Source organism: Amycolatopsis sp. GA6-003, assembly GCF_046267895.1.
Lineage (GTDB): Bacteria > Actinomycetota > Actinomycetes > Mycobacteriales > Pseudonocardiaceae > Amycolatopsis.
On record NZ_CP176499.1, the window covers coordinates 5460487 to 5481126 of the forward strand.

The 20640-nt window shown below is 68.1% G+C and carries 21 protein-coding genes and 1 tRNA gene; 16 read left to right on the forward strand and 6 right to left on the reverse strand.

From position 1 onward, the window contains the following. The first annotated feature begins 91 nt into the window (after positions 1-91). The 3 genes from F9C12_RS24570 to F9C12_RS24580 are packed head-to-tail and all read left to right on the forward strand — an operon-like array spanning position 92 to position 4118. A complete protein-coding gene (locus F9C12_RS24570; RefSeq protein ID WP_409467065.1) occupies positions 92-1921 on the forward strand; it encodes a thioredoxin-like domain-containing protein in 1830 nt (609 codons plus the stop codon). Between the two features lies 1 nt (position 1922). Further along, on the forward strand, positions 1923-2255 hold the full coding sequence (locus F9C12_RS24575) for a GroES family chaperonin (protein ID WP_009085068.1): 333 nt from the start codon (positions 1923-1925) through the stop codon (positions 2253-2255). Between the two features lie 24 nt (positions 2256-2279). Further along, the gene (locus F9C12_RS24580) at positions 2280-4118 is read left to right on the forward strand and encodes a VanW family protein (RefSeq protein WP_409461968.1); all 1839 of its coding nucleotides are present in this window, start codon (positions 2280-2282) and stop codon (positions 4116-4118) included. A 57-nt stretch (positions 4119-4175) separates the two neighbouring features. Here F9C12_RS24580 and F9C12_RS24585 read toward each other — a convergent pair whose 3' ends face one another. Then, positions 4176-5864, reverse strand: coding sequence for a bifunctional metallophosphatase/5'-nucleotidase (locus tag F9C12_RS24585; RefSeq protein WP_409461969.1), 1689 nt, complete (start codon positions 5862-5864; stop codon positions 4176-4178). Positions 5865-6032: 168 nt separating this feature from the next. Here F9C12_RS24585 and F9C12_RS24590 point away from each other — a divergent pair, with 168 nt between their 5' ends. The 6 genes from F9C12_RS24590 (at position 6033) to F9C12_RS24615 (ending at position 11203) form a co-directional block, all read left to right on the forward strand. Beyond that, complete coding sequence (locus F9C12_RS24590) at positions 6033-6158, forward strand: hypothetical protein (RefSeq protein WP_409461970.1); 126 nt, start codon at positions 6033-6035, stop codon at positions 6156-6158. 103 nt (positions 6159-6261) lie between these two features. Continuing rightward, positions 6262-6903 (forward strand): VanZ family protein, encoded by a 642-nt coding sequence (locus tag F9C12_RS24595; RefSeq protein WP_409184193.1) that lies wholly within the window; start codon positions 6262-6264, stop codon positions 6901-6903. Between the two features lie 247 nt (positions 6904-7150). Then, on the forward strand, positions 7151-7729 hold the full coding sequence (gene mug / locus F9C12_RS24600; protein ID WP_409461971.1) for a G/U mismatch-specific DNA glycosylase: 579 nt from the start codon (positions 7151-7153) through the stop codon (positions 7727-7729). A gap of 246 nt (positions 7730-7975) precedes the next feature. Next, the gene (locus tag F9C12_RS24605; RefSeq protein ID WP_409184195.1) at positions 7976-8764 is read left to right on the forward strand and encodes a response regulator transcription factor; all 789 of its coding nucleotides are present in this window, start codon (positions 7976-7978) and stop codon (positions 8762-8764) included. Positions 8765-8923: 159 nt separating this feature from the next. Beyond that, positions 8924-10768: an acyl-CoA dehydrogenase gene (locus tag F9C12_RS24610; protein ID WP_409184196.1), complete on the forward strand. Its 1845-nt coding sequence runs from the start codon at positions 8924-8926 to the stop codon at positions 10766-10768. Positions 10769-10927: 159 nt separating this feature from the next. Beyond that, positions 10928-11203 (forward strand): GlsB/YeaQ/YmgE family stress response membrane protein, encoded by a 276-nt coding sequence (locus F9C12_RS24615; protein WP_409184197.1) that lies wholly within the window; start codon positions 10928-10930, stop codon positions 11201-11203. A 1-nt stretch (position 11204) separates the two neighbouring features. Here the strand turns inward: F9C12_RS24615 and F9C12_RS24620 are convergent, their stop codons facing one another. Beyond that, entirely contained in the window at positions 11205-11735 is a 531-nt protein-coding gene (locus F9C12_RS24620; RefSeq protein WP_409184198.1) for a GNAT family N-acetyltransferase, read from the reverse strand. Positions 11736-11743: 8 nt separating this feature from the next. Next, on the reverse strand, positions 11744-12121 hold the full coding sequence (locus F9C12_RS24625) for a nitroreductase family deazaflavin-dependent oxidoreductase (RefSeq protein ID WP_409184199.1): 378 nt from the start codon (positions 12119-12121) through the stop codon (positions 11744-11746). Positions 12122-12235: 114 nt separating this feature from the next. On the opposite strand from F9C12_RS24625, the gene F9C12_RS24630 reads away from it, so the two are divergent. The 4 genes from F9C12_RS24630 (at position 12236) to F9C12_RS24645 (ending at position 15368) form a co-directional block, all read left to right on the forward strand. Beyond that, positions 12236-12904: a hypothetical protein gene (locus tag F9C12_RS24630; RefSeq protein ID WP_409184200.1), complete on the forward strand. Its 669-nt coding sequence runs from the start codon at positions 12236-12238 to the stop codon at positions 12902-12904. 2 nt (positions 12905-12906) lie between these two features. Next, a complete protein-coding gene (locus F9C12_RS24635) occupies positions 12907-13557 on the forward strand; it encodes a hypothetical protein (protein WP_409461972.1) in 651 nt (216 codons plus the stop codon). A gap of 130 nt (positions 13558-13687) precedes the next feature. Then, complete coding sequence (locus F9C12_RS24640; protein WP_409461973.1) at positions 13688-15061, forward strand: amino acid permease; 1374 nt, start codon at positions 13688-13690, stop codon at positions 15059-15061. Between the two features lie 64 nt (positions 15062-15125). Beyond that, a complete protein-coding gene (locus F9C12_RS24645) occupies positions 15126-15368 on the forward strand; it encodes a hypothetical protein (protein WP_409461974.1) in 243 nt (80 codons plus the stop codon). A gap of 383 nt (positions 15369-15751) precedes the next feature. On the opposite strand, the gene F9C12_RS24650 is transcribed toward F9C12_RS24645, so the two are convergent. After that, positions 15752-16150 carry a hypothetical protein gene (locus F9C12_RS24650; RefSeq protein WP_409461975.1) on the reverse strand — a complete coding sequence of 133 codons (399 nt, stop codon included), beginning with the start codon at positions 16148-16150 and terminating at the stop codon, positions 15752-15754. A 260-nt stretch (positions 16151-16410) separates the two neighbouring features. Here F9C12_RS24650 and F9C12_RS24655 point away from each other — a divergent pair, with 260 nt between their 5' ends. Further along, positions 16411-17082 (forward strand): helix-turn-helix domain-containing protein, encoded by a 672-nt coding sequence (locus F9C12_RS24655; RefSeq protein ID WP_409461976.1) that lies wholly within the window; start codon positions 16411-16413, stop codon positions 17080-17082. Between the two features lie 371 nt (positions 17083-17453). Here the strand turns inward: F9C12_RS24655 and F9C12_RS24660 are convergent. Further along, a tRNA-Gly gene (locus F9C12_RS24660) sits at positions 17454-17527 on the reverse strand. 115 nt (positions 17528-17642) lie between these two features. On the opposite strand from F9C12_RS24660, the gene F9C12_RS24665 reads away from it, so the two are divergent. Beyond that, on the forward strand, positions 17643-18863 hold the full coding sequence (locus F9C12_RS24665; protein ID WP_409461977.1) for an oxygenase MpaB family protein: 1221 nt from the start codon (positions 17643-17645) through the stop codon (positions 18861-18863). Further along, the gene (gene dcd / locus F9C12_RS24670) at positions 18850-19431 is read left to right on the forward strand and encodes a dCTP deaminase (RefSeq protein ID WP_037354328.1); all 582 of its coding nucleotides are present in this window, start codon (positions 18850-18852) and stop codon (positions 19429-19431) included. Before F9C12_RS24665 ends, dcd begins: the two co-directional genes overlap by 14 nt. Here the strand turns inward: dcd and F9C12_RS24675 are convergent. Next, complete coding sequence (locus F9C12_RS24675) at positions 19428-20624, reverse strand: FAD-dependent oxidoreductase (protein ID WP_409461978.1); 1197 nt, start codon at positions 20622-20624, stop codon at positions 19428-19430. The two genes, dcd and F9C12_RS24675, sit on opposite strands and share 4 nt — an antisense overlap. Positions 20625-20640: the final 16 nt, after the last annotated feature.

The window sequence follows — 20640 nt, forward strand, 5'->3', positions numbered from 1 at the left end:
CTTCTCTCCAGCCGTGGTTGGCGGAACACTGCGTGACCGGATGTAGTTCACTCCTCCCGTGACTTCCTCACCGCAAGCCCGGCAAGCCCGCGTGCGCGCGCCCGAGCTGACCGGCGACGTCTGGCTCAACACGGGTGGCCGCCGGTTGTCCCTGGCGCAACTGCGCGGACGCGTGGTGCTGCTGGATTTCTGGACCAGCGGCTGCATCAACTGCCTGCACGTGCTCGACGAACTGCGTCCGCTGGAACAGGAATTCGCCGACGTCCTGGTCACCGTAGGGGTGCACTCGCCGAAGTTCAGCCGCGAGGGCGAGCGCACGTCGATCGAGGCCGCGGTGCGCCGGTACGAGGTGCAGCATCCGGTGGTCAACGACCCGAAGATGGAACTCTGGTCGCAGTACGCCGTGCGAGCCTGGCCGACGCTGGTCGTCGTCGACCCCGAGGGCTACGTCGTGCACGTCGCGGCTGGTGAGGGCCACGGCGAGGCGCTACGCCGAGTGATCGCCGACCTCGTCGCCAAACACGAGGCGAAGGGCACCCTCCGCCGCGGCGGCAGCCCGTACGTACCGGTCGAGGAACAGCGCACGGAACTGCGTTTCCCCAGCAAGGCCGTGGTCACCGCGGGCGGGCGGATCCTGGTGGCCGACACCGGGCACCACTCCATCGTCGAGTTCGCCTCGGACGGCGAGACCGTCATCCGCCGCTTCGGCAGCGGCGTGCGCGGGACGCAGGACGGGCCGTTCGACCTGGCCCAGTTCGCCGAACCGGCCGGAATCGCCTTGCTGCCCAACGAGGTCGCCGAGCGCGCCGGGTACCACGCGGTCGTCGCGGACACCGCCGGGCACCGGCTGCGCGGCCTCGACCTCAACACCGGCGAGGTAAAAACCGTTGCCGGGACCGGGAAACAGTGGCGCGACGGCACCGACACCGGCAAGGCGCTGGACATCGACCTCACCAGCCCGTGGGACGTCGCCTGGTGGGCCCCGGCGGGCGGCGTCGTGGTCGCGATGGCCGGAAACCACACGCTGAGCGTGTTCGACCCGGTCGCCGGCTCCATCCGCCGGTTCGCCGGGACCACCGTCGAGGGCCTGCGCGACGGCGACGTGCACGAAGCGTTCTTCGCGCAGACCTCCGGATTCGCCGTGGACGGCCAGAAACTGTGGCTCGTCGACGCGGAAACCTCGGCCCTGCGCTGGATCGAACCGGCGGGCGAGTCGTTCGCCGTGCACACCGCGGTCGGTACCGACCTGTTCACCTTCGGGCACGCCGACGGCCCGGCCGACCAGGCGTTGCTGCAGCATCCGCTCGGCCTCGCCGTGCTGCCCGACGGCCGGGTCGCGATCGCCGACACCTACAACGGCGCGATCCGCCGCTACGACCCGTTCACCCGCGACGTCACGACGCTGGCGACCGGGTTCGCCGAACCGCAGGGCCTGGTGCGCCACGACGGCGAGCTGTACGTCGTGGAATCGGCGGGCAACCGGGTTACCCCGCTCGGGGGCAATGGGCAGGCGACCGCCGTCGCGGGCACGAAGCAAGCCGTGCGGCGTCCGCCGACCGTGCTCGCTCCCGGCGAGATCGAGTTTTCCGTCGTCTTCACCCCGCCGCCGGGCGAGAAGCTCGACGAGCGCTACGGGCCCTCGACGCGGCTGGAGATCACCGCGTCGCCGCCGGAGCTGCTCGCCGACGGGGCCGGGGTCGGAACTGATCTCGTCCGGCGGATCAAGTTCGCCGAAGGAGCGACCGAAGGTGTGTTGCAGGTAGTGGCGCAGGCCGCGAGCTGCGACGACGGCGGCGAGCACCCGGCGTGCCGGATCACCCGGCAGGACTGGGGCGTTCCGGTGCGGTTCGAGAACGGAGGGGGGAAGGCGCTGAGCCTGATGATGGCGGGCGAGCCCAAGGCTCCGGCAACCGGTCAGTAGCATGGCTGGCGTGCCGGACACGCCCAAGCTCGAGATCCAGATGCTGCACGACCGCGTCCTCGTGCGGTTGTCGCAGGAGGAAGGCGAGCGCCGCAGCAGCGGCGGCATCGTGATCCCCGCCACCGCGCAAGTCGCGCGCAGGCTGATGTGGGGTGATGTACTGGGTGTCGGCAACAGCGTGCGGAACGTCAAGCAGGGAGACCGGGTTCTGTTCAACCCGGAGGACCAGCTCGAGGTCGAGATCCAGGGCGAAGGCCATCTGGTGATGCGCGAACGCGACATCCACGCGGTGGCCACGGAGCGGACCGAACACGGCACGGGGCTTTACCTGTAGCTCCCGTACCAGGGGAGGCAGGCGTTGCGTGAAGAAGACCGTTCGTCGGCTTTCGCCGACGACCTGCTGAGCGACGAGCTGCTGAACGACCCCGCCCTGGTCAGGGAACCCGATCTGGCCACGGAGATCTTCGCCGTCGCCGACGCGCCCCCGCCGCCGGACACGCCGTTTCGCCGCTTCCGCAAACGCGTCGGCCGCAGCTTCATGATCGTCGGCTGTCTGCTCGGGCTGTTCGTGCTGCTCTACACCATCGACCTGATGACCAGCGCCGGCGACGTTCCGCGCGGCGTGCAGGTGGCCGGGATCGACGTCGGCGGCCTGTCGTACGCCGAGGCCGAAGCCAAGCTGCACACCGAACTCCAGCCGAGGCTGACGCGTCCGGTGCCGGTCCACGCCGGGGACGTCACCGCGACGCTCGTGCCCGCGGATTCCGGACTCGGGCTCGACTGGCCGGGCACGCTCGCCCAGGCCGGGCATCAGCCGTGGAGCCCGGTCACGCGGCTGCTCTCGTTCTTCACCACCCGCGAGGTCGGCGTCGTGACGCGCAGCGACCAGCTCGAGGTCACCGACGCGGTCCAGCAGCTCGCCGGGAAGCAGCTCAACCATCCGCTGGTCGAGGGCAGCATCGGGTTCACGCCGAAGGAAAACAACGGGGTCACCGCGTACGCGGTCGAGCCGCGCCAGGGCCAGGAGCTGACCGACGTCCCGGCCGCGGTGCAAGCCGTGGTGGCGGACTGGCTTTCGCCGCGCGGGGTCACGGTGAAGATGGCGGTTACCCCGGCCAAAACCACGTCCGCCGACGTGCATCGCTTGCTGGACACCGTGGTCGCGCCCGCGGTCGCCGCGCCGGTCGTGCTGCACGGCGAGGGCAAGGACGCCACGCTGCAGCCGTCCGCGATCGCGGCGTCGTTCCAGTTCCAGCCCAACGGGGGCGGCGGTCTCGAACTGCGGATCGACCAGGAGAAGCTGCGCGCGGCCGTGCAGCCGGACCTGGCGTCCACCGAGGCCAACAGCAAGGACGCGCGGATCAGCCTCGACTCCGGCGTCCCGGCCGTCACGCCGTCCGAAGAGGGGCGAAAGATCAACTGGGCCAACACTTTCAAGACCCTCACCGAGGTGCTCGCCAAGCCGGCCGGCCGCGATTTGCCGGTCGCGTACGACAAGAAGCATCCGAGCCTGACCACCGACGACGCGAACGCGCTGGGCGTCAAGGAGGTCATCGGCGAGTACACCACCGGCGGGCTCAGCGGCCCGGCCGCGGACAACGTCGCCACGCTCGCCGGCCGCATCAACGGGGTCGTCGTGAAACCGGGAGAATCGTTCAGCCTCAACGACTATCGCGGCGGCGGGTACGCGTCCGCGCCGGTCGACGAGGACGGCACCGGCCCGGCGGTGCCCGGCGGCGGGCTGTCGCAGCTTTCGTCCACTTTGTACAACGCGGCCTACCTGGCTGGCCTAGGCGACGGCGGCCACGCGGCGCACGACCACTTCCTCAACCGCTACCCGGCGGGCCGCGACGCGGTGGCGGTGGACAGTTCCGGCAACGCCGTGGACCTCAAGCTGGCCAACAACGATCCGACCGGGTTCGCGATCCAGGCGAGCGTCAGCGGCGGTTCGGTGACGGTGAAGATCTGGGGTACCAAGCACTTCCGGGTCGAAGGCCGCAGCGGTGCGCCGTCGAACCAGGTACCGCCGCCGGTGCAGGTCGGACCCGGCCCGGACGGCCAGTGTCATGCGTCGCCGGGCGCGTCCGGGTTCACCGTCAGCGACACCCGGGTGTTCTACGACCTGGCCAGCGGCGCCGAGGTCCGCGAGGAAAGCCGCAGCACGACGTACTCGCCGCAGCCGATCGTCCTGTGCTGAGCCGCGAAAGGCCGTGAGGGGAACTCCGCGGGATGAGAGTCCCCTCACGGACTTCGCTTACGGAGTCGCGGTGATCCGGTCCGCCGGCGGCGGAGCGATGCCCGGATGCGCGCCGAGGTAGGCGATGAACGCGTCCAGGTCCACCGGCCCGCCCGCGAGGTCGGTGCCCTTCTTGAACTCGGTGAACCCGTCGCCGCCCGCGGCGAGGAAGTTGTTCACCGACACCCGGTACTTGGCGGCCGGGTCGACCGGCGTGCCGTTGACCGTGAGGTTCGAGACCCGCGAGCCGACCGGAGCCGCCGCCGAGTACGTGTAGTGCAGAGACTTCGAGATCTGCAGGATCTTGGTGCCGCCGGACTGGCCCCATTGCTGTTCCAGCACGTTCTTCAGGTTCGCGCCGGTGAGCGTGATCGTCTGCATGATGTTCGAGAACGGCTGCACGGTGAACGCCTCGCCGTAGGTGACGACGCCGTCGCCTTCCCCGGCCGACGACGACTTGTACGTCAGGTCCGCGCGGATACCGCCCGGGTTCGTCATCGCGATCACGGCGTTGTTGGACTTGGTCGCTTCGAGCTGGGCGTCGGCGATCACGTCGCCGAGCGGCGATTCGCCGGACGGCCCGCCCGCCGCGGGCAGGTCCGCGGTGATGGTGCCGACCTGCTTGTTCGCGATCGGCGCCGCTTTCGTCTTGGCCTCGTCGACGAGCTTCGTCACGGCCGGGTCCGGCGTGACGTCGCGGGTGACGATCTCGTTGTGCGCCTTGGTCTGCGCCCGGACGACGTCGCGCGTGCGGCGGTCGATCTTCAGGTCCACCACCGACAGCAACCGGCCGAACGACGCGCCCTGGATCACCGGACGCGGCTGGCCGGCCGGGTCGTTGAGGACGCAGTTGTACTGCTGGTGGCTGTGCGCGGTGAAGATCGCGTCGACCTTCGGGGTCACGTTCTTCGCGATGGTCGCGGCGGCCCCGTCCGGCTGGACCTTGCAGTCGTTCGGGCCCGCGCCGGGCAGCGCCTCGTCGCCCTGGTGCAGCAGCACGACCTGGGCTTTCACGCCGAGCCGGTCGAGGATGGTCGCGGTGCGGTCGATCGCCTCGACCTCGTCGCCGAACTTGAGGCCCTTGATCGCTTCCGGGGTCACGACCGACGGCAGGTCCTTGAGCGTCGCGCCGATGACGCCGACCGGGACGCCGCCGGAGTACTGGATGCTGAACGGCAGCAGCGCGGGCAGCCCGTTGTCGAAGTACACATTGGACCCGAGCAGCGGGAAGCGCGCGCCGTCGTAGCTCTTGCGGAACTGGCAGCCGTCGGTCTTGTTGCAGCCGCCGAACTGCATGCGCAGCAGTTCCTGGTAGCCCTCGTCGAACTCGTGGTTGCCCACCACGGACGCCTTCACGCCGAGTTCGTTGAGGAAGTCCATGGTCGGTTCGTCGTGGAACAGCGCCGAGATCACCGGCGACGCACCGATGTTGTCGCCCGAGGACAGCACCATCGAGTTGCGCACCTGCGCCTCGAGCTGCTTGACGTGCGTCGAGAGGTAGGCCGCGCCGCCCGCGTCCACCTTGGACCCGTCCGGGAGCGTGATCTTCCCGCCCGACCCGGACGGCGGTTCGAGGTTCCCGTGCAGGTCGTTGAACGCGATGATCCGGACGTCGGTGGTCTGTGCGGCCTCGGCGGGCGCGCTCGTGCCGGCCACGGCGGCCAGTGCGGCCGCGGCGGTGGCCGCGAGCCGGGTGAAGAGCTTCATGTTTCCTCCGGGGTTCGCGTCCGCTTGACCCCTGATGCGGACGCCCGGCGAAGCAGTCTGCCCAAATCGGACCGCGCTGACCAGGGCAGAACGGCCGGTGCCGGATGAAAGTTTCGGTAACGTTCGCCTCCCCCGCGCCGATTGCGCGTTGGGTGCCGAGGGGGACAAATGGAACTGCAGCTCGTCGTGCTCACGCTCGCCGTGGTGGTTTTGCTGATCGCCGACACCGTCTTCGCGGCCTGGCGTTCGGAGCGGGTGGACCGGGACGACGAACCGCCCTCGCGCGACGGCTGACCAATCGGTCGGCGGGTACTCGGCCATCTGGCCGACCCCGGCCTCGGCGGCTCCGGCTCTTCGACCGAAGTGTCGCGGCGGCAAGATCAATAGCGTTCTTGCCATGACGAACGCACAGGTCACCGCCCTGCAGTACGGGTTCATCGGGTTCCTCGCCGTCTGGGCGACGATCCTGGTCCCGCAGCTCGTGCTCCAGTTCGCGCGCTACGGCCGCCCGCAGCCGCGCAGCCTGGTGACCACGGCGGCAGTCGTGTTCTACGCGTGCATGGCGCTGGCGGTCGTCTTCCTGCCGCTGCCCGGCCCGCACAGCAGGCGGCTGGAGCAGACCGTGCAGCTGGAGCCGTTCCAGTGGATCGCGGACATCCACACCGAGCTGGTGAAACACGGCCTCTCGGCGGCGGAGTGGTTCACCACCCAGACCTTCCAGCAGGCCGCGATGAACGTGCTCCTGTTCGTCCCGCTCGGCTTCTTCGCCCGGGTGCTGTGGCGACGCGGTCTGGTCGGCGCGCTGGCGATCGGCTTCGCGGCCTCACTGGCCGTCGAGATCACCCAGCTCACGGCGAATTTCGGGACCGCGCCGTTCGTCTACCGGATCTTCGACGTCGACGACCTCATGACCAACACCTTCGGCTCCGGCCTCGGCTGGCTGGCCGGCGCGCTGCTGCTCGCTCTCCGGCCGGTCTCTTCAACCCTCCGCGCGGAGCCTGCCCGGAGCGAGCGGATCGACCTCGCCAAGACGCGCTAACCGGGCGCGCCTCGCGATCGCGGCTTGGCGCGCCGCGCGGCGGTCTTCCAGGATCACGATCAACGAGGCGATGGCGATGATCAGTGCTACCAGGCCGAGCACTAGCCACAACTGCATGTGCTCTCCTCATCGACGCCGTTGTGCGAGAGATCACACAGGCTACCGAGCGGGGCGGCGGGTTGGCTACCCCGCGTTCGAAGGTCGTGCGGAGAACCGGCGGACGTCCAGCATCCCGGAAACTGGACCCATGCCCGCCAAACCCACCAAGGCCGAACAGGCCGCCGCGCACGGACGCACCATCCCGGACGTCCTGGCCCCCGACCTGAACGTGCTGTTCTGCGGCATCAACCCCGGCCTCTACTCCGGCGCGCTCGGCCTGCACTTCGCCCGCCCCGGCAACCGGTTCTGGCCCGCTCTCCACGCCAGCGGGTTCACCCCTCGCCTGCTGGACCCGAGCGAACAGGACCAGCTCCTCGACCTCGGCCTCGGCATCACCAACGTCGTGGCCCGGACCACCGCCCGCGCCGACGAGCTGACCGACGACGAACTCCGCGAAGGCGGCCGGATCCTGACCAGGAAGGTCAAGAAGTACCGCCCGCGCTGGCTGGCAGTGGTCGGAATCACTGCCTACCGCGTCGCGTTCGGCGATCGGCGGGCCGCGGTCGGGCCGCAAGAACGGACAATCGGGACAACTCGGGTCTGGCTTCTGCCCAATCCGAGCGGGTTGAACGCCCACTGGACCCCGAAAACGCTCGCCGAGGAGTTCGGCCGGCTGCGCGCACGGGCGGTCAGCGGAGATTCACCCGAGTGGCTAAACCCTCAGTAGAGCTAACCCGCGCGGGCGGCCCCTCGCTGCGCCGTCCGCCCGCATTTCGGAGCCACTTTTCTACTCACAGTTTGCTGCGACCACCCGTTACGGCCATGAGGGGGAAACCGCGTCACAAGCTGCTCTCGGCGGAGTCGAACCAGGGACAAGGTGTCGTTCCCGGCCGGTTCCGGCAGGGGGGACCGGCCGGCACGCCGAGGGGGTGTGCCGGTCACCGGGAGCGACCTCGATGGACGGAGGCCCGAGATGCGTGGCATCGAGCCCCACCGAACGCCCATGTCGGCCGGTCAGCCAGCCGGCGGTCGAAGCCTGGGGGTCGCGGTCGTCGACCCGATCCCGATTTTCCGCGAGGGCATCGCGGCGATGGTGCACCGCACGCTGGGCCTGCACTGGTCCGGCCAGGCGGCGAGCCACCACGCGGCGATGCAGCTGTGCGAGCAGGTCCGTCCGGACGTCGTGATCCTCGACTCCGCGCTCGACCCCAACTGCCATCTCGCGAAGCTGCTCAACGCGGGCGACCCGGCACTCGTGCTGGTCACCCTCGTGCGCGACACGAACCGCACCCAGCAGTACCTCGCCGCGGCCATCGGCGCGGGTGCGCACGCCATCGTCCCGCGCGCGGTCGATTCCCGGCGGCTCGCCGAGGCGGTCCGGCGCGCGCACCACGACCGCCGCTACATCGACCCGGCGCTGTCCGCGCTCACCGCGCGGCCCAAGCGCGAACCGTCGCCGAGAGCCGCTCCGGTCGACGGGCAGCTCGTGCAGCCCAAGGGCGCCATGCCGCTTTCCCGGCGCGAGTACCAGGTTTTGCAGCTCGTCGCCGAAGGGCTGGAGAACTCGGGCATCGCGAAACTGCTCTTCCTGTCCGTGGAAACCGTGCGGACCCACGTGAAGAGCATTCTGCGCAAGCTCTCCGCCCGCGACCGGACACACGCGGTGACCATCGCGTTCCGCAGCGGCATTCTGGTCCCCCAGCTTGACGACAGTGCCGGTCCCCAGGTGGTGCAGGAGGCCGTGGCGCGCGGCACCCGGTGAGGTCGGCCCGCTGGTCGGCCCGATGTTCCCGAGCGAATACCCACCCCTGGAAGGGCGGATTCGCTTGCTCTGGTTACTGGTAGGTAATATCCTGATGTTACCGGCGAGTAAGGGAACCAGTGCCCGGCCGGAAAGCCGAACACGACACGGAGTGACGACATGGGCCACTACAAGAGCAACGTCCGAGACCTGGAGTTCAACCTCTTCGAGGTGCTCGGCGTGCAGGAACGGCTCGGCAAGGGCGTACTCGCCGAGTCGGACGAGGAGACCGCCCGCGGCGTGCTGTCGGAGCTGAACAACCTCGCCACCGGCCCGCTCGCCGAGTCCTACGCCGACGCCGACCGCAACCCGCCGGTGTATGACCCCAAGACCTTCAGCGTGACCATCCCCGAGTCGTTCAAGAAGAGCTACCAGGCTCTCGTCGACGGCGAATGGTGGCGGCTCGGCCTCACCAACGAGCTGGGCGGCTTCGGCCTGCCCCCGACGGTGCAGTGGGCCGCGGCCGAGCTGATCCTCGGCGCGAACGCGCCGCTGTTCATGTACCTGGCGGGCCCGAACTTCGCCATGATCGTGGACAAGAACGGCACCGAAGAGCAGAAGCACTGGGCCCGGCTGATGATCGACCGCGGCTGGGGAGCCACCATGGTGCTCACCGAGCCGGACGCCGGTTCGGACGTCGGCGCCGGCCGCACCAAGGCGGTCAAGCAGGAGGACGGCTCCTGGCACATCGACGGCGTGAAGCGGTTCATCACCTCGGCCGAGAACGACATGGTCGAGAACATCATGCACCTGGTGCTGGCCCGCCCCGAGGGCCCCGGCATCGAGACCAAGCCGGGCACCAAGGGCCTTTCGCTGTTCCTGGTCCCGAAGTTCCACTTCGACTCGAAGACCGGCGAACTCGGCGAGCGCAACGGCGCCTTCGTCACCAACATCGAGCACAAGATGGGCATCAAGGTGTCCACCACGTGCGAACTGACCTTCGGCCAGCACGGCACCCCGGCCAAGGGCTGGCTGCTCGGCGAGGTGCACGACGGCATCGCGCAGATGTTCCAGGTCATCGAGTACGCCCGGATGATGGTCGGCACCAAGGCGATCGCCACGCTGTCCACCGGCTACCTGAACGCGCTGGAGTACGCCAAGGAGCGCGTGCAGGGCGCGGACCTGCCGAACATGCTCAACAAGACCGCGCCGCGCGTCACCATCACGCACCACCCGGACGTGCGTCGTTCGCTGATGCTGCAGAAGGCGTACGCCGAGGGCCTGCGCGCGATCTACCTGTACACCGCGTCCTTCCAGGACCAGCTGTGGACCGGCGAGGGCGACGAGGCGTCGCTGAAGCTGGCGCACGGCGTCAACGACCTGCTGCTGCCGATCGTCAAGGGCGTCGGCTCCGAGCGCGCCACCGAGCAGCTCGTGCAGTCGCTGCAGACCCTCGGCGGTTCCGGCTTCCTGCAGGACTACCCGATCGAGCAGTACATCCGCGACGCGAAGATCGACTCGCTGTACGAGGGCACCACGGCGATCCAGTCGCTGGACTTCTTCTTCCGCAAGATCGTCCGCGACAAGGGCCAGGCGCTCGCGTTCGTGGCAGGCGAGATCACCAAGTTCATCGAGTCCGAGGCGGGCAACGGCCGGCTCAAGAACGAGCGCGCGCTGCTCAAGCAGGCGCTCGAGGACACCCAGGGCATGCTGGGCTCGCTGATCGGCTACCTGACCTCGTCGCAGGAAGACCCGCAGAACATCAACAAGGTCGGCCAGCACACCGTGCGGCTGCTGATGTCGGTCGGCGACCTGCTGGTCGGCTGGAAGCTGCTGCAGGGAGCCGAGGTCGCGCTGGCCAAGCTCGACAACGGCGCGTCGGCCAAGGACAAGCCGTTCTACGAGGGCAAGCTCGCGGTCGCGTCGTTCTTCGCGAAGACCGTGCTGCCGGAGCTGACCTCGCGCCGCGCCATCGTGGAGGCCGCGGACAACGCGCTGATGGACGTGGACGAAGCCGCGTTCTGATCCCACTCGCCGGAAAAATGCCCCGCTCCGCACCCGGACCGGGGCATTTTTCGTGCTCCCGGTGGCGATGGCCTCCCGCGGGCGGTAAGCCGGGTTTGGTCCTACGGGTTCCGGGCTATACCGGCCGAGCCCGGTCTTATCGGCAGAAGGAGTTTCGCCATGGCGGTTTCCGGCATCATCAGCGCGGTCGTGATCGGCCTGATCCTCGGCCTGCTCGGCAAGCTGGTGGCACCTGGCAAGCAATCGATCCCGATCTGGCTGACGATCCTGGTCGGCATCGTGGCCGCGTTCGTCGGCACCGCGATCGCCCGCGGCCTGGGTTACGCCGACACGAAGGGCATCGACTGGCTGGAGATCATCACCCAGGTGGTGCTCGCCGCGATCGGCGTGACGCTCGCCGCCACCCTGTGGGGCAAGCGGCAGGTCAGGAGCTAGCTCAGTCGTTCAGCTCCGGCTCGAGCAGGCTCATCAGGTACATGTCGTGGTACTGGCCGTCGGGCCCGCGATGGCATTCGCGGTGCCTGCCGTCTTCCACGAACCCGACCTTGCGGTAGACGTGCCGGGCGCGCTCGTTTTCCGCGACCACCCAGAGCGCGATCAGGTGCAGCCGCATCACGTTGAACCCGTAGCGGCACATGAGTTTCAAGGCCTCAGTGCCGTACCCGCCGTCCCAGTGGTCGGTCTCGCCGAGGTAGATGTCCAGCTCGGCGCGGCCGACCTCTGGGCGCGCGTCCCGCAGGTCGACGACGCCGATCAGCTTGCCCGCCTCGATGGATTCGATGCCGAGCACGACGTTGTCGTAGGTGTTCACCGGGCGCTCCTCGCCCCGCTTGCGCAACTGGGCTAGTGAACGCGGGTAATCGGCAGTCATGTATCGACCGACTTCGGGGTCGTGGATCCACCGGTAGATCGATTCGGCGTCCGCCGGTTCGAGCGCCCGCAGCCGCACTAGCTTCCCGGTGAGCATCGCGCCCCTTATTCTCGTTTCAGCACAAGGAAATCCGTGACGCCGACCAGCCCGAGGAACTGCCGCACCCCGGGCGGCATCGGCCGGCGCGATTCATCATGCACGAGTTCCGGGTCGCGCACGCGGTATTTACGGCCCCGCGTGAGCACCTCCGCCTCGCCCGCCGCGAGGACGTTGCGGACCCAATCGGCGTCCGGTCCGTAGGTGAGCGCGACGACGAATCCGTCGTCGGTGCGGAAGATATTGAGCGGCGTGCGGAACTCGCGGCCGGACTTGCGGCCGCGGTGCACGATCACCCCGAATCCAGGCAGTTTGTCGGCGAAGGGTTTCGTGACCCGGTTGGTGACCACGCGGTTGAACCGGGCGAGACGTTCGGGCAGCACCATGCCGCCGAGCCTAATCCAACGTTCGTGGAATTTCCTGCTGGAGACGCGCTGTGCACCTGAGCGGGCGGGTCTGGTGGGATGGGCGCGCACGTGGACACGAGGTGGGGAGCGGGTATGTCCGAGGACTGGCCGATGGGGCAGGAACCGCACGCGGCGGTGCTCGTCGCGCGCGGGCTGATCGAGCATCCGGAGCAGCTCGATCACGTGCTGCTCGACGACGAGGAAGGCTGGTTCGTCAGCGACGGCACGGAGTTCGGCGAGGATCCGGAGCTGGACGAGGAACAGTTCGCCACGATGTGCCTGCACGACGTTGTCGAGTTGCTGCCGCAGCTGAAGGCGCTGGCCAAGCTGCCGGCCGGGATGGGTGCGGAATGGGACGCCGGCAACGGGACCTGGGTGCTGATTTCGCCGCTGGTGCCGAGTGACGACGAAGAGGCCCGCGCGTACCGGGAAGCCCGCGTCGCCGCGTGGCCGCACGCCGGATCGCCGATGGACGAGGTGAACCTCAGCCTCGGGTTGATGGAGATCAGCACCGCGAGGGACGCTCCGGCCCGCAACGTGCGGTACGTCAGCCGGGACGAAGACGGCACGTGGATGTTCGTCGGGTTCGAGGTGCCGGACCCGGATGAGCAGACCGAGGTCGAGGTTGACACGCTGGAGCTCGGCCACGTGGCGGAGCTGTACCCGGACGTGGTCGAGCTGCTGGACGCCGAGCCGGGCGAAGTGTTCTTTCGCGAGGCGCCGGACGCCGAGTGGCTGCGGGTAATCGACGACGGGGAGTGAAGATGTCCGAACAATGGCCGCTGCGGCAGGACCCGGAATCCCCGGTGATCATCGCGCACGAGCTGGTGGATCATCCGGAGAAGCTGGCCTTCGTCGTCCTCGACGATGACGACGACTGGTTCATCAGCGACGGCGCCGAGTTCGAAGAGGACATGGAGGTCAACCGCCAGCTGTTCGGCGCGATGGCCCTGCGCGAGGCGGTGACCCTGCTGCCGCACCTGGTCGCGCTGGCCGGCGTGCCCGCCGGGATGGCCGCGGACTGGGATCCGGACCGCCGCACCTGGCTGCTCAGCTCGGTGTCGGATTCCGACGACGTGGAGGAGGACCTCGCGCACCGCGACGCCCGGATCGCGGCCTGGACGCATCCGGGTTCGCCGCTGGAAGAAGTCCAGCTGAGCACCGGCTTGACCGAAATCGGCACGACCGCGGACGCTCCGGCCCGCGCGGTCCGCCAGGTGGTCCGGGAGCAGGACGGGACGTGGCTGTTCGTCGGCTTCGAGGTCCCCGAGGCCGAGGACTTCGAGGTGGAGGGCCTGGAACTGGAGCACGTCGTGCAGCTGTACCCGGACGTCGTGCCGACCCTCCTCGCCGCGCCGGGCCAGGTGTTCGATCGCGCCGAGCCGGGCGCGCCGTGGGAACTGGTGGAAGGCTGACGTCCTTTGTGGACCGTCTGAGATCGCAGACGCTTTCCCGGCACCGTTGGTTGGTCGGCCGAACCCGGATCGGTTCTACTGTGCCGACCCGCTCGCGCCGCGGGCCGCCGATTTCGGGAGGTAACCGTCGATGACGACGAAGTCCGAGGATGGGTTGAGCCGCCGGTTGAACGGAAGGCACATCCGGTTCATCGCGCTCGGTTCGGCGATCGGCACCGGATTGTTCTACGGCTCCTCGGACACGATCGCCAAAGCCGGGCCGTCCGTCCTGCTCGCTTATCTCATCGGCGGAGCGGCGATTTTCTTCGTCCTGCGCGCTTTGGGCGAGATGGCGGTCAACGATCCCGCGCCCGGTTCGTTCGGCGAATACGCCCGGAAGCATCTGGGCCCCTTGGCGGGTTTCCTGACCGGCTGGACGTATGCGTTCGAGATGGTGATCGTCTGCGTCGCTGATGTCACGGCTTTGGCGGTGTATATGGGATTCTGGTTCCCGGATGTGCCCCGCTGGATCTGGGTGGTGCTGACGATCCTGGTCATCGCCGCCGCGAACCTGGTCAGCGTACGGGTTTACGGTGAGTTGGAGTTTTGGTTCACGCTGGTCAAGGTAGTCGCCATCGTCGCGATGATCCTTGGCGGCGCGGCAATCCTGATCTTCGGCGCGCATGCCGGCAGCGTCACGAACCTGTGGTCCCACGGCGGCTGGTTCCCCCATGGCTTCAGCGGTTTCCTGGCTTCGTTCGCCCTGGTGATGTTCGCCTTTGGCGGCACGGAAATCCTGGGCCTCACCGCGGCGGAATCGGAAGACCCGCGCACCGCGATGCCCAAAGCAGTCAACACGGTCCCGGTCCGAGTCCTGCTGTTCTACGTGGCGACCCTCGCGATCATCATGATGCTGAACCCGTGGAACACGATCAGCAGTTCGGGAAGCCCCTTCGTCCAAATCTTCTCGGGACTGGGATTGCACTCCGCCGCCACGGTTTTGAACATAGTCGTGGTCACTGCCGCGTTGTCCGCGATCAACAGCGACATCTTCGGTGCTGGCCGGATGATCTACGGTTTGGCTCGCCGTGGCCAAGCTCCCGCAGTCATGGCGCGGGTGACGCGGAATGGCATCCCGTGGATGACCGTCCTGGTCGTTGCTGCCGCGCTAAGCCTGGCGGTGGTCTTGAACTACCTGTTGCCGGACAGTGCTTTCCTGCTGATCGCCTCGGTAGGCACCTTCGCGACGGTGTGGGTTTGGTTCATGATCCTGCTTACGCACTACCGGTCTCGCCGCGGGTCGACTGCCGCCGATCTGGCATTCCCGGTACCGTTCTGGCCGGTGGGTCAGATTTTGACGATGGTGTTCATGGTGTTCATCTTCGTGGTGATGGCGTTCGCTGAAGACACCCGCCTGGCGCTAATCGTCGGTGTGGTGTGGCTGGCGGTGCTGTGCGGGTTGTTCTGGTTTCACCGCAGGGCAACTTCGGCTCCGAAGGAAGACGCGATGACCGAGGCCAGGTAGCCTCCCTTGGAGGTCCATAGTGGACTCCGGGAATTAACGGGGATGCTCATGCCATAATGAACGAATGGGGAACCGTCGATCGTGGCTGCGGGACGACCTCGCCAAAGCCTCTGGCCTCCGGGTCTCGGGCCGCTCCTCTCCCCGGTTGCTCCTGTGGTTGCTCTTCTACCTGGTGCTCGCGTACGGAGCCCTGGTCGCCATCCTCGCGGTGACCGGCCAGCTGGACGCCTTTCTCCAGTGGGCAGGCTGCGCAGGCGTACTGGCGGGAGGACTGTTCAGCGCGCGGCTCCACCGAACCCGGAAATAGGCGGCGAGCTGAACGTCTGCCACCCGTTCAGGGAGGGCATCGGTCGTACCCAGCGCGTGTTCCTGCGGCAGCTTTCGGCTGCTGCGGAAAGGCTGCGCGGGCAGACGCAGGTCACGACGGTGAGACCGCTCCTGGTGCCCCGGTGATGGCGTGTTCGCTGCGTCGGCAGGCGACTAGAGCGTGGTCCAGGGTGGCGATGGTGTCGGCGTACAACCCGGAGAAGTAAGCGGCCTAGGGCTCACCTTTTTGGATTTCATCTCACCGGCAGATTCGTGAACGCACCGACCTTTCGGATGTCGGGCGGTGTGGTGATGTGCGGAGGCCCTGGTGTCGGTGTGACACCAGGGCCTCCGTGGTCTGATGAGCGGTGGCGGCGGGCCGCTTCAGTGGTAGACGCGCCCGGTTCCGCGGAGGTATCCGCCGGAGAAATAGAGTTCGTAGTCGTGGCTGGGGTCGAAGCCGGTCCAGCAGAAGCTGTGTGCGTGTCCGTCCGCGGCTGGGTAGTACTTTGCGGGGCCGGCGGGTTGATCCGGGATGGGGCCTGGCAGTACTCGGTAGGGCCGGATCGTCAACGCGGAGTTGCTGGAGTTGGTGATCGCTACGCAGACTCGTCCGTCAGATGCGGGGTGAAATTCCCTGCTCCACATGTCGCCCATTGCCGGCCCGTAGCTGAAATTGAACGGAATGCTGGATGACGTGATCGCCGACGCTGAGGGCACTGTCAGCAGTGACAGCGCAGACACCGACGCGGCCGCGATGGCTGCAGCCATTATTTTGGACATGGGTAATTCCTTTCGCTGCGGATTTTTGGCAACTGGTGACATTCGGTCCTGGCCGAGGACGCTCCGCGGCGTCGAGTCACCGTGCCGCCGTAGGGATTTCGCTCGTTCGAGCGTTGCATCGCTGAGCCGTTGAGGGCAACACTGCTGGTGTCGCGGATGTCGCGCGCAATGTCACGACACCGCTACCAGGGGTTTCTTGGGGATCGGCGAAGTCATCGGAGGGGGATGGCATGGCTGGCGAGGGGTCAACAGTGCCCGCGGTGAGCACTGCTAAAGAATTCGGTGATCATTTACGGCGTTTGCGCGGCGAGATGACGCAGGCAGCGCTGGCACGGCATTCCAGGATCGAGCAGAACGTGCTGACCAGGCAGCGAGTCTCGAGTATTGAAAACGGCGCTTTGCCCACGCCTGAGCAGTTGGCGTGTTACCTGCGAGGATGCGGATGCGTCGAGCAGCGCGACGAATGGGAGGGCATCCGAAGCCGGCTCGCTGCCCCGGACCGTCCGTCATCGGTTAGTCCGGGTGGTGACGCCTCTGCCGTTCGGCCTCGTCGTCGACGGTGGAGGGCACCGGTGTTCGCGGTGAGCGCCACTGTCGCGGTAGCAGGGGTGGTAACGCTGGTCGGCATGGGAGGCGGGGTCGATCTCGGCGCGCAAACCAGCGCCCCCACTGCCCTGCCGGAGTGCGCGGAGAACTTCGTGTGTTTCTGGTCGGAACCAAACTTCGGCGGACAGAAAATCCAGGAACCACCCGACTGGGCAACGGGAAGCCACTGTATCCGCCTGCCGTTCAGCGCGCGGTCGGCACTGAATAACACAAAAGAACGGCAACGCGGCTACCTCAACAGTGATTGTTCGGACGGCGGAACGATCCTGCAATACCGAGGAGCGGCCGAGCGGTCCATCAACATCAACGCCTACAAGCACACCTAACCATTCACGGAGAGACCGGATTAAGAGCGAGACGTCCTGGCGTTCGTCTTTGGCCTCGGGTTGGCCAGGGCCAACCCGCTGGTAGTCCTCGCCGGTGGGTACGTCAGCAACGGTGGGTCGGCTGGCGCGGTCTCGGGCACGTGGTCGATGGCGAGCATCGGGATCCGCTGTCACCATGCCACCCAGAGAGGCGGGCTAGGGCCTCGCCGATCGCATCTCGCGCTTGGCGGAGAACCGCCCGCCGAGACGGACACCTATTCCGTTGAGGGCAACCCCGATGTCGCTGACTAAAGGCCCGCGCTGCTGCGGTGCCGAGCACAATAAAACCCCAAGCCGTGCGGCTTATGCCGGTTGACCTGGGGTTTTATGAATGGAGCGGATGACGGGAATCGAACCCGCGTATTCAGCTTGGGAAGCTGATGTTCTACCATTGAACTACATCCGCAGTGCCCCGCCAGCATACACAACCACGGCACCCCCATGTCCAGCGGGGGCACGCCTTGACGCTCCGCCAGCAAAGTGACAACACTTGTTGTCGACCCAAGGTGCGGAGGTGCGCGATGGACGACCCCGAGATGCCCCCGGGACTGCCCCCGGAGATGTTCCGCCAAGGCGGGTTCCGCCTGGCAGCCCGGACCCGGGGCGCGCACGCCGACGAAGCCCAGCTCAAGCGGCTCCGAACCTTCGCGCAGCAGGAGGACGCCCTAGCCGACGCCGTCGTCGAGTGGCTTCATCGGGAACCGCATCGCCAAGAGCTGGTCGACCAGGCGCTCGCCGGGGAACGAGTGCCGGCCGAACTCGCCGCCTTCGTCGAGCACGTCGAAGCCACCCCGTACTGGGTCGATCACCAGCGGCTGATCAGCGGCGCGAAGGCGATCACCCGCGCCGGGCTGCTTGGTCTCTTTCCCCTCGGCGACATGTCGCTCATGGGCGGTTACCTGGCCTCCCGTGCGACGAAATCCCTGGTCGGCACTGGCGAAATCGAACACCGGGCGCCTCGGCGGCTGGTCGAGACCGCGGCGTGGTGGATTGACGTCACCACGCCGGGGGCGCTCGAAAAACACGGCTCCGGGTATCAGGCCGCGCTGCGGATCCGGCTCGTGCACGCGCACGTCCGGCGCGCGATGAACAACCGGCCCGACTGGGATTACGACCGGTGGGACCGGCCGGTCAATCAGGTCCAGACCGCGGGCACCTTGCTGCTCTTCTCGCTCGTCTACGTCTTCGGCACCCAGCTGCTCGGCCTCCGCTACACCGCCCGCGAGAAGGCCGACATCCTGCATCTTTGGCGCTACGTCGGCTGGCTGATGGGCGTCGACGACGAACTCTTGCCGGCCGACGAGGACGACGCTTGGCGGCTGCTCTGGATGCTCGCCGCCACCGAGTTCATCCCCGACGACGACTCCCGGCGGCTCGCCCGCGCCCTCGTCGACACGCACGCGGCGGTCGGCGAGGGGCGCGGGGCCGCCGGGAAGGTGCTCGCGCGGGTGAGCGTCGGCGTGCATTCCGCGATCAGCCGGCTCGTGCTCGGGCGCGACAACGCCGACTTTCTCGGGCTGCCGGACAACCCGGTCGCGCAGGCCGCGGTGCTCGCCGCCGCGGGGGTGAACTACGCGGCCGAGACCGTGCGCCAGCTCGTTCCCGGGGCGACCGCGCTGCAGGAAGCGCTCGGCGCGTTCGGGCGGCGGCGGTACCTCAAGCGGATGGACGCGGTCTTCGGACGGAGGGGTGCCCCGGCCGCGCCCACCCGCCCGATAGGCTGCATCCGTGCTGCTCAGTGACCGTGACCTCCGCAAAGAGCTCGACGCCGACCGGCTCGGCATCGACCCCTTCGACCCTGCCATGGTCCAGCCGTCCAGCATCGACGTCCGGCTCGACCGGTACTTCCGGGTCTTCGACAACAGCAAGTACACCCACATCGACCCGCAGCTGCAGCAGGACGAGCTGACCTCGCTGGTCGAAAAAGAGGGCGACGAGCCGTTCGTGCTGCACCCCGGCGAGTTTGTGCTCGGGTCCACGTTCGAGCAGGTCCGGCTCGCCGACGACCTCGCCGGACGGCTCGAGGGCAAATCCTCCCTCGGCCGTCTCGGGCTGCTCACCCACTCCACCGCGGGCTTCATCGACCCCGGTTTCTCCGGGCACATCACGCTCGAGCTGTCGAACGTCGCGAACCTGCCGATCACGCTGTGGCCGGGGATGAAAATCGGCCAGCTGTGCATTTTCCGGCTGTCCAGCTCGGCGGAATTCCCGTACGGCTCCAGCGAGGCCGGCTCCCGCTACCAGGGGCAGCGCGGGCCGACGCCGAGCCGCGCGTACAAGAACTTCCACCGCGTCGACACCTGGCGCTAGGCCGCCCGCACCGGGGCCGCCCAGTCGATCCGGTGGTCCCACATGAACCGGTTCGGGTCGTCGGTGGCCGGTTTGCGCAGCGCGCGCGTGATGAAGAAGTCGCGGAGCACTCGGCCGACCGGGCCGGGCGCTTTGGCGTCGCCGTTGCGTTTGCCTTGCGCGACAACGGCTTCCACCCGATCCCGGCGCAAGGTCTCGAAGGTCGTCAACGCGGCCGCCGGGTCGGACACGTCGCGCAGGCACCTCGCGAGCGTCACCGCGTCCTCGATCGCCATCGCCGCGCCCTGACCGGCCGCTGGTGACGTCGCGTGCGCGGCATCGCCGATCAGGCCGATCCGGCCGCGGTGCCACACCGGGACCGTCGGGAAGTCGTACGTCGCCCACGGTTCGTAGATGTTTTCGCTGGCCTCGATGATCGCGGTGGCCGGAGTGCGGTCCGGGCGCACCAGGTCGAGGAGCCGCTTCCGCCAGCCGGGGCCGCGCATCGCGGCGAGGTCGGATTCCGTCGGCTCGCTGTGGTGCGGCACGTTCGCGAACCACCAGACCGCGCCGTCCGGGGCGAGCACGTGCGCGAAGAACGCCTTGCGGCCGAACACCATGTGCATGACGCCGGGCTCGTCGTTGAGGTCGAGCCCGCGCGCGAAACCGCCAGTGTTGAGCAGCGGCACGTACCGCGGCGCGGGTGCGGACGGGTCCAGGATCCGGCGGACGGTCGACCGCAGCCCGTCCGCGCCGATCAGCAGGTCACCGTGGGTTTTCGTGCCGTCGGCGAAGAGCGCGGTGACGCCGTCGGAGGTCTGCTCGGCGTTGGTCAGCCGCTTGCCGAACTCCGTGGGCACGCCGCGTCTGCGTGCCTCGTCGCGCAGCGCCACGTAGAGGTCGGAGCGCAGCACGGTCTGGCTCACCGTGCCGTCCGGCAGCGGCCCGCCGAGCGGGAACTCGCTGAGCTGGCGGCCGTTGCCGAGCCCGAGCGTCATCCGCGGAGTGTCGAAACCCAGGTCTTTGACCAGCGGTTTCAGCCCTAACGGCGTGAGCGCGTCGAGGCCGTTCACGGCGAGAGTCAAGAACGCGCCGACCCCCTCCGCGCTGCGGTCGTACGCCTCGTACAGCACCGGTTCGTGCCCCACCTCGTGCAGCGCGATCGCGGTGATCGCCCCCGCGATGCCCCCGCCCGCGATCAAGACTCGTGCCATGGTTCGCCCCTTCGAA